The organism is Amycolatopsis sp. NPDC000009 (genome assembly GCF_055563465.1).
Genome location: NZ_JBVHDI010000003.1, coordinates 512767 through 527000 on the forward strand (window position 1 = coordinate 512767; position 14234 = coordinate 527000).

The 14234-nt window shown below is 70.0% G+C and carries 12 protein-coding genes; 5 read left to right on the forward strand and 7 right to left on the reverse strand.

Annotated features, from left to right (window positions below; genetic code table 11):
- The first annotated feature begins 25 nt into the window (after positions 1 to 25).
- Positions 26 to 1024: an enoyl-CoA hydratase/isomerase family protein gene (locus tag ACZ3HL_RS12245; RefSeq protein WP_465530647.1), complete on the forward strand. Its 999-nt coding sequence runs from the start codon at positions 26 to 28 to the stop codon at positions 1022 to 1024.
- Here the strand turns inward: ACZ3HL_RS12245 and ACZ3HL_RS12250 are convergent.
- Both ACZ3HL_RS12250 and ACZ3HL_RS12255 read right to left on the reverse strand, forming a co-directional pair.
- On the reverse strand, positions 1012 to 1716 hold the full coding sequence (locus tag ACZ3HL_RS12250; protein ID WP_465530649.1) for an SWIM zinc finger family protein: 705 nt from the start codon (positions 1714 to 1716) through the stop codon (positions 1012 to 1014). The genes ACZ3HL_RS12245 and ACZ3HL_RS12250 overlap by 13 nt on opposite strands.
- Complete coding sequence (locus tag ACZ3HL_RS12255) at positions 1709 to 4705, reverse strand: DEAD/DEAH box helicase (protein WP_465530651.1); 2997 nt, start codon at positions 4703 to 4705, stop codon at positions 1709 to 1711. Before ACZ3HL_RS12255 ends, ACZ3HL_RS12250 begins: the two co-directional genes overlap by 8 nt.
- Before the next feature lie 82 nt (positions 4706 to 4787).
- On the opposite strand from ACZ3HL_RS12255, the gene ACZ3HL_RS12260 reads away from it, so the two are divergent.
- Complete coding sequence (locus ACZ3HL_RS12260; RefSeq protein ID WP_465530653.1) at positions 4788 to 5408, forward strand: YaaA family protein; 621 nt, start codon at positions 4788 to 4790, stop codon at positions 5406 to 5408.
- A gap of 6 nt (positions 5409 to 5414) precedes the next feature.
- Here ACZ3HL_RS12260 and ACZ3HL_RS12265 read toward each other — a convergent pair whose 3' ends face one another.
- Positions 5415 to 5843: a MarR family winged helix-turn-helix transcriptional regulator gene (locus ACZ3HL_RS12265; protein ID WP_465420535.1), complete on the reverse strand. Its 429-nt coding sequence runs from the start codon at positions 5841 to 5843 to the stop codon at positions 5415 to 5417.
- Between the two features lie 70 nt (positions 5844 to 5913).
- Between ACZ3HL_RS12265 and ACZ3HL_RS12270 the strand changes: the two genes are divergently transcribed.
- Positions 5914 to 6522: a TIGR03086 family metal-binding protein gene (locus ACZ3HL_RS12270; protein WP_465530655.1), complete on the forward strand. Its 609-nt coding sequence runs from the start codon at positions 5914 to 5916 to the stop codon at positions 6520 to 6522.
- Here the strand turns inward: ACZ3HL_RS12270 and ACZ3HL_RS12275 are convergent.
- A complete protein-coding gene (locus ACZ3HL_RS12275; protein ID WP_465530657.1) occupies positions 6504 to 7376 on the reverse strand; it encodes an alpha/beta fold hydrolase in 873 nt (290 codons plus the stop codon). The two genes, ACZ3HL_RS12270 and ACZ3HL_RS12275, sit on opposite strands and share 19 nt — an antisense overlap.
- Before the next feature lie 89 nt (positions 7377 to 7465).
- Between ACZ3HL_RS12275 and ACZ3HL_RS12280 the strand changes: the two genes are divergently transcribed.
- Positions 7466 to 8071, forward strand: coding sequence for a TetR/AcrR family transcriptional regulator (locus ACZ3HL_RS12280; protein ID WP_465530659.1), 606 nt, complete (start codon positions 7466 to 7468; stop codon positions 8069 to 8071).
- On the opposite strand, the gene ACZ3HL_RS12285 is transcribed toward ACZ3HL_RS12280, so the two are convergent.
- The gene (locus tag ACZ3HL_RS12285) at positions 8055 to 8774 is read right to left on the reverse strand and encodes a TetR/AcrR family transcriptional regulator (protein WP_465530661.1); all 720 of its coding nucleotides are present in this window, start codon (positions 8772 to 8774) and stop codon (positions 8055 to 8057) included. The genes ACZ3HL_RS12280 and ACZ3HL_RS12285 overlap by 17 nt on opposite strands.
- Before the next feature lie 83 nt (positions 8775 to 8857).
- Here ACZ3HL_RS12285 and ACZ3HL_RS12290 point away from each other — a divergent pair, with 83 nt between their 5' ends.
- A complete protein-coding gene (locus ACZ3HL_RS12290; RefSeq protein ID WP_465530663.1) occupies positions 8858 to 10315 on the forward strand; it encodes a carotenoid oxygenase family protein in 1458 nt (485 codons plus the stop codon).
- A gap of 42 nt (positions 10316 to 10357) precedes the next feature.
- Here ACZ3HL_RS12290 and ACZ3HL_RS12295 read toward each other — a convergent pair whose 3' ends face one another.
- A complete protein-coding gene (locus ACZ3HL_RS12295; RefSeq protein WP_465530665.1) occupies positions 10358 to 13117 on the reverse strand; it encodes a DUF5682 family protein in 2760 nt (919 codons plus the stop codon).
- Positions 13114 to 14226 carry an ATP-binding protein gene (locus tag ACZ3HL_RS12300; protein ID WP_465420551.1) on the reverse strand — a complete coding sequence of 371 codons (1113 nt, stop codon included), beginning with the start codon at positions 14224 to 14226 and terminating at the stop codon, positions 13114 to 13116. The genes ACZ3HL_RS12295 and ACZ3HL_RS12300 overlap by 4 nt, the downstream gene beginning before the upstream one ends.
- Positions 14227 to 14234: the final 8 nt, after the last annotated feature.

A 14234-nucleotide genomic window follows, 5' to 3' on the forward strand; every position in this document is an offset into this window, starting at 1 on the left:
GACTTCCGACTTTTAGGGTGGCTTCGTGAATGACGTCCAGTTCCTCGTCGAGAGCGGAATCGGCCGGATCACGCTGAACCGGCCGCGTGCGCTGAACTCGCTGAACCACGGCATGGTCCTCGCCATGCTCGAGAACCTCGAAGCGTGGCGCACCGACCCGGGTGTCCGCGCCGTGCTGATCGACGGCGCCGGCGATCGCGGGCTCTGCGCGGGCGGCGACATCCGTGCCATCTACGAGGACGCCCGTGCCCGCGGCACCGCGTCCCTGCGATTCTGGGCCGACGAGTATCGCCTCAACACCGTGATCTCGCGCTATCCGAAGCCCTATCTCGCGCTGATGGACGGGCTCGTCATGGGCGGCGGGGTCGGCGTCTCCGCGCACGGCAGCCACCGGATCGTCACCGAACGCTCCCGGGTCGGCATGCCCGAGACCGGGATCGGCTTCGTCCCGGACGTCGGCGGCACGTACCTGTTGTCCCGCACGCCCGGCGAACTCGGGACGCATATGGCGCTCACCGCCGGGGCGATCTCCGGGCCCGACGCGATCCATTGTGGACTCGCCGACCATTTCGTGCCCAGTGAACGGATCCCGGACCTGCTCGACGCCCTCGCGACCCGCACTCCGGACGACGCCCTGGAACTGATCGCCGAACCCGCGCCGCCGAGCACGCTGGCCGCCGACGCCACCTGGATCGACCGGTGCTACGCGGCGGACACCGTCGAGGAGATCCTGGCGAGGCTCCACGCCGAGGGTGACATCGCGGCCACCGCGGCCAAGGAGATCGAGGCGAAGTCACCGACCGCGCTGAAGGTGACCCTGCGGGCGCTCCGGTCGGCCGCCGCGATGCCCGATCTGGAAACCGCGCTGGCGCAGGAACTCCGGATCTCGACCCACGCGTTCTCGACCGCCGAGTTCGCCGAGGGGATCCGAGCACAGATCATCGACAAGGACCGCTCCCCGAAGTGGTCCCCCGCCACACTGTCCGAAGTGGACGACGAGCTCGTCGGCGCCTACTTCGCCTGACCGGTGATCGCCCGGTAGAGCGGCCGCAGCAGGGCGGTGACCGACGTTCCGTCCACTGTGGCCGTGAGCGGCGGGACCTCGTCGAGCAGTCCCGCCGGGTCCCCGGCCCGCGTCCGCCGCGTGTTCGTGACGTCGCCGGCCGGACCCCAGCCGAAGAAGTCGTCCATCACCTCGTCGAGCGCTGGAGTCTCGGCCTCCGCCGGCGGGGCGGTCACCCGGGCGCCCGCCTGCCGTCCGATCTCCTCGAGCAAGGCCGTCCGGTCCCGCCCGCGGAGCGCGAAGATCGCGAACGGGTCCGCCTCTTCTTCGAGCGCGATCAGCGCGGCGACGAGGTGATCGCAGGGAACGCGGGTGCCAGGGCACGTGCAGTCCAGCGACAGTTCCCACGCCGCCTCGGGGAACAGCGGCACCTGCTCGGCGGCGAAGAAGCGATCGATGTCGTCCGGGACCCGGCCGTCGAGCAAGGCCGTCTTCGTGGCCTCGTCCTCGGCGACGGCGGCGATGACCGCCGTCCACACCTGCTTGCCGAACGTCGGCAGGCCGATGCGGACCTCGTAGAACCGTTGCCGGGTCACCCGGACGACGGCGACCGCGGCGCCGGGACCGATCGTGAGCGTGTCGACCCGGCAGGGCGGCACGAGTCCTTTGTGGACACCCAATTCGCCGAGTGCCCGGCGGAATCCGTCAGTCATCGCCCGCCTCCCGCCCGAGCGCGAAGACCTCGCGCAGTGACTCGGTGGACAGCTCCGTGAGCCAGTCCTCCCCATCGGTGACGACGAGTCCGGCCAGCGCCTCCTTCTTCGTGATGACGGCGTCGATCCGCTCCTCGATGGTGCCGGGGCAGACGAACTTCCGCACCTGGACGCTCCGCCGCTGGCCGATCCGGAAGGCGCGGTCGGTGGCCTGCTCCTCGACCGCCGGATTCCACCACCGGTCGAGATGCAGGACATGGGTGGCCGCGGTGAGCGTCAGCCCCGCTCCCCCAGTCTTCAGTGACGCGAGCAGGATCGACGGGCCCTCGCCCGACTGGAAGTGCTCGACGATGGAGTCGCGGCGCCGCTGCGAAAGCCCGCCGTGCAGGAAGGCGATCTTCGCGTTCAACCGATGCGAAAGATGCGGTACGAGCAGGTGCCCGAATTCCGCGAACTGGGTGAAGCACAACGCGCGATCACCGGCCTCCAGGATCTCCGCCAGCAGCTCTTCGAGCCGGTTGACCTTGCCGGAGCGGTGCCCGATCGGCGAGCCGTCGTGCAGCAGATGCGCGGGATGGTTGCAGATCTGCTTGAGCTTGGTGATCGCGGCGAGGATGTTGCCACGCCGTTTGACCCCGGCACTGTCGGCGATCTTGGTCATCATCTCGTCCACGGTGGCGCGGTACAGCGTCACCTGTTCGCGGGTGAGGCGGTACTCCTGGAGGATCTCGATCTTCTCGGGAAGATCGGCGAGCACGGTGGGATCGGTTTTGAGGCGTCGCAACAGGAACGGCCGGGTCAGCCGCCGCAGTTCGGTGGCCGCGGGAAGATCGCCCCGGCGCTCGATGGGCACCTCGAACCGCTCGCGGAACTCCTGTCTCCCTCCGAGCACGCCGGGGTTGAGCAGATCCGAAAGCGACCACAGGTCGGCGAGCCGGTTCTCCACGGGCGTCCCGGTCAGCGCGATCCGGTGCCCGGCGGGAATCCGGCGCAAGGCCTGCGCGGGCCCGGTGTTCTGGTTCTTGACCGCCTGCGCCTCGTCGAGCACGAGCCGATGCCACCGGATCGCCGCGAGCTCGTCGGCGTCGCGGGCGGCGGTCGAGTAGGTGGTGACGACGAGATCCGCGCCCTCGGCCCGCACGCGTCCGCGATCCGCGCCGTGGTGGAGGTGGACACGCAACTCCGGGGCGAATCTGGCGGCTTCACGCTGCCACGTCCCGAGCAACGACATCGGACAGACCAGCAGTGTCGGCCCCGTGTCGTCCTGAGCCCGCTCGATCGCTTCGAGCGCGAGCAGCTGGACGGTCTTGCCCAGCCCCATGTCGTCGGCGAGGCAGGCACCGAGCCCGATCGACGCCATGAACGACAGCCACGCGACACCACGGCTCTGATAAGGCCGGAGGGTCGCCAGGAACGCCGGCGGCGGCTCCACCGGCTCGATCGTCCGCTGGACACGGCCGGCGAGGAAGTCGTCGATCCAGCCGCCGGTCGTGACCTCGGTGACCGGCAGGGGTGTTTCGAAGCCGCCGCGGAGCAACGCCAGCAGGTCCGCTGGAGTGGGCAGGGGAGGTTTCTCGCGGTCCGGATCGCGACGGAGGTATTCGAGCCCGGCGCGCAGCAGGTCCGGGTCCACGCTCACCCAGCGGCCGCGTAGCCGGACCAGTGACGACTTCGCGGCCGCGAGCCCGGCGAGTTCTTCGTCGGTCAGCGCGTCCTCCCCGACCGCGAGCGCCCAGCGGTAGGAGGCGAGCTGGTGACGGCCGAGCCGGTGCACAGCGGCCTGGTCCACCGGCGCGCCGCGGACGGACAGCTTGAGCGCGAGTTTGCGCCTGCCGCCCCAGCTCGCCGGGAGCTGGACGTCGAATCCGGCCGCCACCATTCGTTCCGCGCCGCCGTCGAGGAACTCCACGGTTTCGGCGACAGTGAGGTCGTAGATCCCCGGCTTCTCCACCTCGACCGCGGGGCCGAGCAGCGGCAGGACGCCGGCGGCGCGCTCCAGCTCGGCGCTGAACAGGCCCTCGGGATCGGTGAACCTGGCGCCGGCCTTGCCGGACCAGACGTCTTCCGCGGGAAGCAGGAGGCTCGGATCGGCGGTGGAGCGCAGGAGGAACCGCAGCTGCCACTTGGTCCCGTCGCCGGTCTGGTCGTCGGGGTCGTCGGCCGGGCCGTGCAACGTGGGAACCTCGTCGAGCCGCACGCAGACGGTGCCCTCGGTCAGGTCGGTGTCGCCGACCGCGTCCCAGGCGGCGATGCCCTCGGCGACGATCCCCATGCGGCCCGGGGCCTGGCCGATCCGGTCGTCGGCGCTCTTCAGCGCGTGGAGCCACGACCCGAACGGGCCCTCGCGGCCATCGCTTTCCGTGGCGTGGCCGGCGGCGGCGAGCCGATCGCGGACCGCGGCGTCGACCAGGGTGTGGAGCGCGTCGGTGACGAGCGCCGCCGGATCCGGCCCGGGATGTTCGGCCCGGCCGACCGGCGGCGTGGCCGCGATCAGCGCCCGGACGGCGACCGCGTCACCGCCCCTGGCCACGGGCCGCCAGCGGGCCCGCGCGACGATCTCGTCGCGCACGAGCGTGGGCAGCACCCGGCCGCGGCGCACCAGATCGTCCGCCAGGCGGACGACGGCGCGGAGATGGCGGACCGACGTGCCGTAGCCGACCGTCTCGGCCAGGTCCTCCAGCTCCGAGGGGTCGACCAGGAGCGCGGGCACCGACCACGATTCCAGTGTCAGTTCCTGCTGCGGGCGGCTTCGGGAGCCCAGTTCGGGTGAGGCGACCGGTCCGCCGCGACGCGACGGAAGCAGAAGGACGGCCGACGCCGGTTTGCCGGGGTGCAGGGCCGTCAGATCCGCGACCGAGGCGGCGAACGGATGCGGCCGGGCCGCGCTCGACGGCCGCATCGACGTCGTCGCCGGGCGGTCACCGTGCTCGCCCCAGAGCACGATCCCGCGGCCACGGGACCACAGGCCGTGCACGACGAGTGGCGACATGGTCCTCCTTCCGCGGTCGGGTCCCTCCAGCATGCCCGGGACCGATCAGCATCCGGTCAGCGAGGCGCCTTAGGGTTCGCGGGTGACCGTTCTGAACGCGATCGAGCCGAGCGAGAGCCTGATCGTCCTCGGCCCCTCGAAGGCGAAGAACCGAGGCGGCGACGCCACCGCGGAATCCGGCGCGCTTTGGCCCGAGCCGATGCTTCGCGCACGGGCCGAGGTCCTGACGCGGTCCAAGGTCGACGGCGGCGGCTTGCGACCCGCGTGGCTCCGCTACACGGGGAACTTTTACCGGAACGCCGGTGGTGCCCTCGGCGAGGCCGCCGCGTCCGGGCGGTTGCTGATTCTCAGCGGTGGCTACGGAATCCTGCGCGCCGACGAGCCGATCTCCTCCTACGACCGGAAACTCAAGCTCGGCGACTGGCCGCCGGGAGTGCTCGAAGACGCCGTGCTCGGCGAGGCCCGCCGCATCGGGGCGTCGAAGGTGGTCACCTTCGTGTCCGCCAGTGCCGACTACGCGAAGCTGATCCGGCGAATCCCTTGGGACACCACGGAAACCGGCGGAGTGCTGGTCACGATCGACTTCCACGGCGGCGGCGCGCAGGTCGAGGTGCCGCGGCGGCTGGCTCAGGCCTTCGGCGCTTGGTGGCGGCATTCGCCGTCGGACTACCCGCCGGGGATGGTCACCGAAGTCCTCGGGTGAACCCGGTCACGGCCACTCGGCTTCGGACAGCACACGCGCGGCGCGAAGGAAGGCTTCGCGATCGGCGGCGGGAAGCCGGCCGAGCAGCCGCTCCTCCTGCTCCTGGATCTTCGACTGGGCCGACCTTCGCGCGGCACGGCCGGCATCGGTGATCCCCAGCAGCCTGACCCGGCGGTCCTTCGGATCCGGCTCGCGGGTGATCAGCCCGTCCTCCTGAAGTTCGTCCAGGGTGCCGATGATCCGGGTCTTGTCCGCCCCGATCGCCTTCGCGAGGGCGGCCTGCGTGCGGACGGGTCCGTCGTCGAGCGCGCTCAGCACCACGTAACCCCACATGGTCAACCCGTGCTCGGCCAGCACCGGCGTCTCGGCGTTCATCAGCCGTCGCATCAGTCCGCCGAGCATCGCCGCGAGATCCGGCCTCCCCTGCTCCGCCATGCGCAGACCATACCGACCTGGTGCGCGAAACCTGTTGACGAACTCGTACGCACATGTAGATGATATGCGTATGCCTATCGATGAACTCCGCATCCTCGACGCCCTCGTGACCCGGACCAGCCTCGACCTCGTCAGCAAGATCACCCCCGCCGATCTGACCAAGCCAACCCCGTGCAGCGCCTGGACTTTGCACGGACTGCTGGCGCATATGACGACCCAGCACCACGGTTTCGCCGCCGCGGCCGAGGGCGAGAGCCACCTCGACCATTGGCGCCTGCTCCCGCTGGGCGACGACCCCATCGCCACCTACCGCGCCTCGGTGAACCGGGTCCTGAACGCCTTCCTCCCCCACGACCTCGCCGAGCGAAAGTTCGCCCTTCCCGAGTTCTCCACCGAAATCACCTTCACCGCCGAACAGGCGCTGGGCTTCCATTTCGTCGACTACCTGGTGCACTCCTGGGACGTGGCCAAAACCCTCGGCCTGCCGCTGAAGTTCCAGCGCGAGGTACTCGACGCCGGGCTGGACTTCGCCAAGGCGATCCCGGACGGGAAGAACCGGAAGGCTCCAGGCGCCGCCTTCGCCCCGGCCGTCGACGAGAAGGGGCCGTCCGACCTGGACACGATCGTCGCCCTGCTCGGCCGTTCGCCGTCATGGCCGGATCAGGTGGCCGCGGCGTGACGAGCGGCCTCGAGGATCCGGACGGTGACCAGCTCCGGCTTCTCCAGGGAAAGCCCATGAGTCGTCCTGGGAACGACCTCGACCTCGATATGCGGGTTCAGTGAATCGAGCCGGGCCGCCACCTCGCGGGCACGGTGGATGACGCTGCGCTCGCCGACGATGATCCGGGTCGGCACGTCGATCGCCGACAGCTCGTCGTCGCCGAACAGGTGCATCTCCGGTAGCCGCTGTTTGTACTTGAGCGCGGCGAACAGCAGGGGCCGCACGGTGTGCCGCACGTCCGGATCGCCGGACGCCACCAGCCGCAGGACCCACTTGGGCAGGAACCAGAGGAAGATCTCCCGGAAGCTCCACCAGATGAAACTCCGGCCGATCACGCCGAACCCCGCGGCTTCGATGGCGACGACACCGGCGATCCGGTCGGTCGTCCGGGTGGCGAGGTTCAGGGCGAGCCAGCCACCTCGCGAAACACCGGCGAGGTGGACCTTTTCGTGGCCGGTTCCCGCGAGCACTCCGTCGACGACCTCGGCGAGCCAGTCCGCACAGTCCTCTGTGGACTCGATGGGCGCGGTCTGGATCGACCGCCCCGGCTCGCCGATGCTGTCCACCGCGTGGATCCGGTGCCGGGCGGCGAGTTCGGCGATATGCGGATACCAGGACAGCGACGTGCCCATTCCTCCCGAAAGCAGCACGATCGGCGGACCGTCTTCCGGCCCGCAACTCCGGACGCGGGTCGGCCCGAATCTCGTCGCGATGTCCAGTTCCTCGGCGGGGACCGGCCACTTCCGCAGGATCGCGTCATAGGTCGCGAAGAACCGCTCTTCGGCCTTCTTGTCGACGAATTCCCCCAGCATCGGACCTCCTCGAATTTTTATGGTGCACTTGCACCATAACAGTGGGTGGTCGTTCCGGCCACCCCTGGCCGGCATGGCAGAGTGATCGCGTGCCGAAACGTGTCGACCACCAAGAGCGCAGGCGCGAGATCGCGGAGGCCCTCTTCCGGATCGCCGCCGCCCAAGGCCTGCAGGCGGTCACCCTGCGTGCGGTGGCAGCGGAGGCGGGCATCTCGATGAACCTGGTCCAGTACTACTTCCCGACCAAGGAGGAGATGCTGCGGTTCGCCTGGCAGCGGGTCGTCGAACTGACCGGCGAGATCGCCGGAAAGACCATCGGCGAAGCGATGAAGACGGGGGACGAACGCGCCATCGTGCGCGCCTACCTCACCGCCGTCCTGCCGGACGGCGAACGCCGCCGCATGCTGGCCGCGGTCCAGATCGCGTACTTCGCCGTCGACGTCACACGCGGGAGCCAGGATCCCGCTCAGGAACCGCTGCTACCCCATCTGGTCCACGCGATCACCGAACTGCTCCGGGCGGCCCAGAAGAAAGGCGACGTCCCCGCCCGCCTCGACCCCCAGCTGGAGGCGGACGCGCTCGCGACGATGTCCGCCGGCCTCGTCACGGGGATCATGGTCGACGCCTACACGGCCGAACGCGCGTCGGAGATCGTCGACTACCGGCTCGACGGGGTGTTCACCGGCGCTCGATGAGCGCCTCGATGCCGTCCAGGATGCGGCCGAGACCGAACTCGACGTCGGCTTCCTCCATGCCCTCTTCGCCGTACGCCTCACCGGAAACCACGGCGGCGACGCGCGCGTAGCCCCGCTCTTCGAGGCGCGGGCCGAGGAACGCGCTCAGCGCACGGACCTGATCAGGCGGGCTCGCGTTCACGTCCCGGAGCAAGGAAGCGGTACTGCGGACCCATCCGTCGACCAGGACGGCGCACCCGGTGACGTCCTGGACGCTCAGACCCGTGCCGGCCATTCCCTCCAGGAAGTTCTCCAGCCACCCCAGCAGATTCGGCGTACTCGGCACGCTCCGCACCGGCAGGTCGATCAGCCACGGATGGCGGCGGCAGCGTTCGAGGAGCGCTCGCGCCCAGGCGGTGACCGCCGCGCGCCACTCGCCGGGCACCGGCTCCGGCGGCGGGCCCCACGCCGCCTCGGCCATCAGCACGAGTAACTCCTCTTTGGAGCTCAGATACCGGTAGAGCGCGTTCGCGGTGACGCCGAGACGTTTGGCGATCGACGGCATGGACAGCGCCGCATAACCCTCCGCGTCCGCCTGCGCGATGGCCGCGGCGACGATCTGCTCGAGGCTGTATCCCGGCTTCGGCCCACGCCGGGGCGCCGGGGTTTGCCCCCACGCCAGCGCGGTGCCCGGCGGCAGCAACTCGATCTCGACGTCGTCCATGGCCGCATTGTTGCACCCAAAACAGGTAAAGGCATACACTGTTCATGTCATACACAGTTACTTGACTATCTGGGGGATCGACCATGACCGAACCGACCAGGCGGAACGTGCTCCGCGGGGCGGCCGCGCTGGCCATCGGCGGTGCCGCCGCGACCTTCGCGAGCAGCGAATCGGCCTTCGCCGCGCCGAATCCGCGCTACCCGTTCGTCGAAGGCGCCTTCGCGCCGGTGAAGGAGGAGGTGACCGCGTTCGGCCTGCCGGTCACCGGCCGGATTCCCCAGGATCTGTGCGGGCGATATCTGCGCACCGGGCCGAACGTGCTCGGGCTCGAAGACCCGCGCGCCCACCACTGGATGCTGGGCGAGGGGATGGTGCACGGCGTCCGGCTGCGCGACGGCAAGGCCGAGTGGTACCGCAACCGCTGGGTGCGTTCGTCCGGCGTCGCGGCGAAACTCGGCGAGCGGTACCCGTGGCCGGTGCCCGCCGAGGACTTCGCGCCGAACACACACGTGGTCAGTCACCACGGCCGCATCCTCACCCTTCAGGAGTCCGGCGCACCGCCGTACGAGCTCGACGGCGAACTGAACACGTTGGGGCCGTTCGACTTCGGCGGTTCACTGGAAGGCTCCTACACCGCGCACACCAAGTTCGACGCGCGCGCCGACGAGCTGCACGCGGTGACGTATCACCCGACATGGGACCACGTTCGGCACCTGATGGTCGACCGGACCGGCCGGGTCGTGCGGACCACCCGGATCCCCGTCAGCGACAGCCCGATGATGCACGACTTCGGGCTCACCGAGAACTACGTGGTCGTCTTCGACGTGCCGGTCACCTTCGATCCGCGGCCGGGCAAGATCGTGCCGTACAAGTGGAACCCGGACCATCCGGCCAGGGTCGGGGTGATGAACCGCGACGGCGGCCCGGTCCGCTGGTTCGGGGTCGACCCGGTCTTCTACTCGCACACGCTCAACGCCTACGAACAGGGCTCCACGGTGGTGGTCGACCTGACCACGATGCCTGCCCCGTTCGAGGTGGCGGGCAAGCAGGGCTTCGGTGGCCCGTCGGCGTCGGGTCCGCCGGTGCTGGAGCGCTGGACGATCGATCTCGCGCGGGGACGGGTCCGGCGCCGCGTGCTCGACGACCGGCCGCAGGAATTCCCGCGGGTCAACGAAAGCCTGGTGTCGCGACGGCACAGGTACGGGTATTCGGCCTCGCCCGGTGAACTGTTCGACGTCTACCTGGACAAGCCCTCCGGTTCCTTCGGCAACGCGCTGATCAAGCACGACCTGCGGAACGGACGTTCGGAGGTGCACCGCTTCGGCCGGGGCGCCGACGCGAGCGAAGCGGTGTTCGTGCCGTCGTCCCGCAGCAAATCCGAAGACGACGGTTATGCCCTCGCCTACGTGAACAATCCCGATCGCAACGCCTCGGACCTGGTGATCCTCGCGGCACAGGACTTCAGCGCGAAGCCACTGGCCCGCATCCACCTGCCGAGGCCGGTGCCGCTGGGCTTCCACGGCAGCTGGGTCGCCGACTGACGGATCGGGCGGTCGCCGGACATCCGGCGACCGCCCGCGGGTTCACACCCCGGTGAGCACCTCCTCCAACGCGGCGGCGGACTCCGGGTACCGCTGGAGCAGCGCCAAGCCGGCGGGCGCTGTGCTCCCCCACGGTTCCTCGCAGCCCAGCAGGCCCGCCACGGCATCGCAGGCAGCCGGATGCGCTGCGAGCAAGGCGAGTCCGCCGCCCCCGGACTTCCTCGTCACCGCACGGGGTTCCGGCTGGTCCTTCCACGGCGGGACCCATTCGTCGAGCGCCGCGAGCCTCCCGGGGAAGATCCGCCCCGCCTCACGCACGAGCAACGGCACCAGCTCCGCGCCGCGGGACCGCAGCGTGGTGATCAACGTCGGCAACCACGGCAGCAGCAACCTGTCCGGTAGCTCGGCGAAAGCGTTCGACACCGCCTCGACGACGAAGTCGGCCAATCCGGGCGCCGGTTCCAACGCGTGGACGAAACCGCTCAGGTAGCGCGGATACGCGGGCAGCACCATCGGGTTCGCCAGCAGCCCGGCGCACCGCTCACGCAGTTCGGCACGCGTGAGGCGGCCGAGCTGGACCTGCGCCGCCCACAACAGCGCCACCTTCGACGGCTCCTCCGGATGCGATCCGGCGATCGCCAGCTCCAGCTGCGTACGGTCGCACCCCAGCGACAGGGCGAGCGACTCCATGCTGAACAGGAAGCCCAGCATCGCGGCGACCTGCTCGACGCCGGCCTCCTCGTCGGCGAAGGCGGCCGGGAGCAGCGTGCAGTAGTGCGCGTACCCCGTCCGCACGAAGTCCTCGATCCACCGCGGCAGCACCGGCTCGCTGGTCCGGTAGTGCGCCAGCAGCCTCCGCACCCGTCGCAGCACTTCCGGGGCGCCGTCGACGGTGCGTTCGGTGGCCAGGACCTCCAGGGCACGTGTGCCCAGCTCCCCCGCCAGCCGGGCGCTGCGGAGGTAGAGCGTCGCGTCCTCGACCGCGCCGAGTACCTTCGCGGCGGTGGCCTGCGGGTGGTAGGCCGCTCGCCGAAGCCGTTGCTCCAGCACCTGTTCGACGCTGACGCCCTCGTAACCCAGCTCGATGAGGGCCCGCTGGTGGGTGCCCAGCGCCAGATCCCACGATTCCTGGATCGGCCGTTCCCCGAGCCGCCGCTCCCCCATGATCGGCCGCGCCGCGCCGCGCGGCATCAGGTACCGCAGCATCCACAGGAGATCGGAGCAGTGCTCCAGCTCCGGCCTCGACGCGATGTCGAGCAGCGCCCGCTGCACACCTCGTTGCTGCAGCTTGAGGTTCAGCGGCTCCAGCCTGTCGTGCACGTCGCGCGCCAGCGGCGGCAACGCGTCGTAGCCGACCTGGCCGATCCGGTCGCCGCCCATCATGATCTCGACGAGACGGCGCACGTCGCGCCTGCCGGGCACGACGTCCTTCTCGATACAGGTGACCGCCGCGTCCTGGAAGTCGTACGGCGTCGGCTTGGCCCGGTCGCGCAGACCCGCCAGCAGGATCGAGGTCTCGAACACCGCGATGGCGTCGGCCGTCGAGGCCAGGTACCCGTTGCGGCGCGCCGCCCGGACGATCTCGACCGACCAGCCCAGCAGCTCCGCCTCGTCCAGCCGGTCGAGCACCGGAGGTCGTTGCAGGAAGCCGGACAGCTGGTCCGATGGATCCACCGGATCCGGCGTCGGCGAGGGCAGCTCCGCGGCCTTCTTCCGCTTCGGCGCCCCGACCTGTCTTTCCAGCTGGAACTGCTTCACCTTGGTGCGCTTCAGATTCTTCGCCCACTCGGTCGCGGCGATCGACACCGATCCCCCGGCGAGCCCGAACTGTGCCTCGATCGAGGCGTGGCTCGACGGAATGAGCCCGTACTGCCACGTGCTCTCGCTGCGCGGGCTGATCACGAAGCCGTCCGTGCCGTCGACACCGAACTCCGCGACCCGGCTGGCCGCGTGGAACGCGCCGCAGATGTAGAGACAGTCCGCGGGATCCGCGCCCGAGGCGGCGAGGTGCTCGCGCATCCGGGTCCACATGTAGCGCTCGCGGTCTTCGTCGACCCGGACGCGCCGGGTGTCGCCCGGCGCGAGACGGCGGAACAGGCTGCCGATGAGGAACATGACCTGGCGGTAGGTGTCGTGGTCGCTGTCGCCGAGCGGCAGCTCGACGTACTGGTGCCACCACTCCGACCAGTGCCGCACCCGCCCGTGCCGCAGGAGGTGTTCCTCGAGTTCGGCGAACCGGGGCCGGAGATCACCGATCTCGACGCCGACCGCGTCACCGTGCAGCGCCGCCTCTTCCTCGGCGGGCGGCGCGTCCGGATCGGAGGGCGGCTCACGCTCGTCCCACTGGAACACGTGGTCCGCCGACCGGTCGACGAGGACGAGCTCGACGCCCGGGGTGTCGAGGGCGTACGCGATCGCCTGGTACTCCGCCGAAGCTTCGGTGATCGGCGCGACCACGGACAAGGGCGCCCACTCCGCGGGGAATCCCTTCACGTCCGTCGCGAAAGCCTGGACCGCCACCGGGAGACGGCAGTTGCGCAGCTCGGTCAGCAACGGCGCCATGTCTTCGCACAGTTCGAGGTAGACGACCTTCGGCTGCTTCTCCCGCAGCCGCCGCGCCATCGCCACGGCCGAGGCCGGGGAATGGTGGCAGACCGGAAAGATCTCCAACGGCTCGCGCACCGCGCGATCGACGTCGTCGACGAGCCCGAGCAGGATGCCCTCCAGCGCGCCGGGCCCGTCGGCGAAGGCGGCCGCGGCCTCCTGCAACTGGCCGCGCAACGCCTCGAAGGCGCCGCTCACGAGAGGGAGGCGATCGCGTCGCGGCCGCCGTCGAGGAACTCGGGCCAGTCCCCGCCCTCGTCCTTGCTGCGCGGCTCGACGACACCGTGCAGGTACTTGTTGAGGATCGCCAGATCCTCCGGCTCCCGCCGGGCGAGCGAACCGACCAGGGAGGACGCCAGTGTGCGGGCGGTCAGCTCGCGTTCGCCGAAGAAGTTGCTGTGCAGTACCGCGTCTTCGAGCACGCCGATCTGCTCGGCGGTGGACAACGCGGACTCCAGCTTCTCGTCGTCGCTGCCCGCCGACGCCGCCGCGGCACGCAGGTCGCCGAAGCTGCGCAACAGCACGTCGAGCAGCGTGGGCGGCACGTCCAGCTCGATCTGATGGCGGCGCAGGAGTTCCTCGGTGCGGAAGCGGACGATCTCCGCCTCGCTCTTCTTGTTGGTCACCACCGGGATGCGAACGAAGTTGAAGCGGCGCTTGAGCGCGGACGACAGGTCGTTCACCCCGCGGTCGCGGCTGTTGGCGGTGGCGATCACGGAGAACCCGGGCTTGGCGAAGACGATGCCGTCGCTGTCCAGCTCCGGTACCGAGATGTACTTCTCCGACAGGATCGAGATCAGCGCGTCCTGCACGTCGCTGGTGGAGCGGGTCAGCTCCTCGAAACGGCCGATCGAGCCCGCCTCCATCGCGGTCATGATCGGCGACGGGATCATCGACTCGCGGGACTGGCCCTTGGCGATGACCATGGAGACGTTCCACGAGTACTTGATGTGGTCCTCGGTGGTGCCGGCGGTGCCCTGCACGACGAGCGTGGAGTTGCGGGAGATCGCCGCGGCCAGCAGTTCGGCGAGCCAGCTCTTGCCGGTGCCGGGGTCGCCGATCAGCAGGAGACCACGGTCGGAGGCGAGCGTGACGATGGCCCGCTCGACGATGTTCCGGTCGCCGAACCATTTCTGCGAGATCTCGCGGTCGAGGCCGTCGGCGCGCTCGGAACCGAGGATGAACAGGCGCAGCATCTTCGGGGACAGGCGCCAGGCGAACGGCTTGGGGTTGTCGTCGACCGACTCCAGCCAGTCCAGCTCTTCGGCGTACTTGAGCTCGGCGGGGGCGCGCAACAGGTCGGACATGTCTTGCC

Bases quoted from the DNA above. Each gene is read 5' to 3' on its own strand.
- ACZ3HL_RS12250 (WP_465530649.1), bottom strand. From the start codon at position 1,716: ATGACTGACGGATTCCGCCGGGCACTCGGCGAATTGGGTGTCCACAAA.
- ACZ3HL_RS12285 (WP_465530661.1), bottom strand. From the start codon at position 8,774: ATGGACGACGTCGAGATCGAGTTGCTGCCGCCGGGCACCGCGCTGGCG.
- ACZ3HL_RS12275 (WP_465530657.1), bottom strand. From the start codon at position 7,376: ATGCTGGGGGAATTCGTCGACAAGAAGGCCGAAGAGCGGTTCTTCGCG.
- ACZ3HL_RS12270 (WP_465530655.1), top strand. From the start codon at position 5,914: ATGCCTATCGATGAACTCCGCATCCTCGACGCCCTCGTGACCCGGACC.
- ACZ3HL_RS12255 (WP_465530651.1), bottom strand. From the start codon at position 4,705: ATGTCGCCACTCGTCGTGCACGGCCTGTGGTCCCGTGGCCGCGGGATC.
- ACZ3HL_RS12300 (WP_465420551.1), bottom strand. From the start codon at position 14,226: ATGTCCGACCTGTTGCGCGCCCCCGCCGAGCTCAAGTACGCCGAAGAG.
- ACZ3HL_RS12290 (WP_465530663.1), top strand. From the start codon at position 8,858: ATGACCGAACCGACCAGGCGGAACGTGCTCCGCGGGGCGGCCGCGCTG.
- ACZ3HL_RS12265 (WP_465420535.1), bottom strand. From the start codon at position 5,843: ATGGCGGAGCAGGGGAGGCCGGATCTCGCGGCGATGCTCGGCGGACTG.